At 66.7% G+C, this 1,233-nt stretch carries 2 protein-coding genes; both read left to right on the forward strand.

From position 1 onward, the window contains the following. The coding region (locus tag CJP72_RS25135; protein ID WP_193568888.1) for an MBL fold metallo-hydrolase at nucleotides 1-889 on the forward strand (889 nt) is incomplete at its 5' end. Next, nucleotides 889-1,233: YeeE/YedE family protein (locus CJP72_RS25140; RefSeq protein WP_193568889.1), on the forward strand; the 345-nt coding region annotated here is incomplete at its 3' end. The genes CJP72_RS25135 and CJP72_RS25140, both read left to right, overlap by 1 nt.

A 1,233-nucleotide genomic window follows, 5' to 3' on the forward strand; every position in this document is an offset into this window, starting at 1 on the left:
GATCGGAAGCGCGGTTTCCACGCGGACCACGCCCCGCGTGCGATCCTTCTTCGATGAGGCCACCAACACGGTCAGCTATGTCGTGTCCGATCCACAGACGGGGCGGGCGGCGATCATCGACAGCGTGCTGGGGTTCGACCCCGCCGCCGGTCGCACGACCCCCGCACCGGCGGATCCGATCCTGGCCTATGTCCACGAACAGGAACTGACGATCGACTGGCTGCTGGAGACGCATGTCCATGCCGATCACCTGTCCGCGGCGCCCTATCTTCAGCAAAAGCTGGGCGGAAAACTGGGGATCGGCAGTGCGATCACCCAGGTGCAGAATGTCTTTGGCAAGCTGTTCAACGCGGGCACCGAGTTCGCGCGCGACGGGTCCGATTTCGATCATCTGTTCGCTGATGGCGATCGGTTCATGGTCGGCAATCTCGAGGGGGTGGCGCTTCATGTCCCGGGCCATACGCCGGCCGACATGGCCTTCATCATCGGTGATGCCGCCTTTATCGGCGACACCTTGTTCATGCCGGACTATGGGACGGCGCGGGCCGATTTCCCGGGCGGCGATGCGCGGCAGCTCTATCGCTCGATCCGCCGCCTGCTCAGCCTGCCGCCGCAGACTCGGTTGTTTCTATGCCATGACTATAAGGCGCCGGGGCGCGGCGTCTATGCCTGGGAGACGACCGTCGCCGCGCAGCGCTCCGGTAACGTCCATGTCCATGACGGGGTGAGCGAGGACGCGTTCGTCGCGATGCGTGAGGCACGCGACGCGACATTGGCTATGCCACGGCTGATCCTGCCATCGATCCAGGTGAATATGCGCGGCGGCAAGCTACCCCCGGCGGAGGACAATGGCACCCGCTATATGCGCATCCCTCTGGACGTGCTGTGATGCCGGGCTTTCCTCACGCGATGCCGATGCATGGGCTGGTCGGCGGGCTGCTGATCGGCCTGGCGGCGGCGCTGATGCTGCTGGGCAATGGCCGGGTCGCGGGGTGCAGCGGGATGTTCACTCGCGCCGCCGGGCTGGCGAGCACCGGCGCGCCGCGCGGGGTCGCCATCGCCTTCACGCTCGGACTGCCGATCGGCGCGGGAATCGCCGCATGGCTGGTCGGTGCGCCGTCGCATTTCCCGGACTCCTGGGCTCTGCTGGCGGTGGCGGGGCTGATCGTCGGGTTCGGTACACGGCTCGGTTCGGGCTGTACCAGTGGGCATGGCGTAGTCGGCATGGCGCGG

The organism is Citrobacter sp. NCU1, from assembly GCF_010231475.1.
Lineage (GTDB): Bacteria > Pseudomonadota > Gammaproteobacteria > Enterobacterales > Enterobacteriaceae > Citrobacter_D.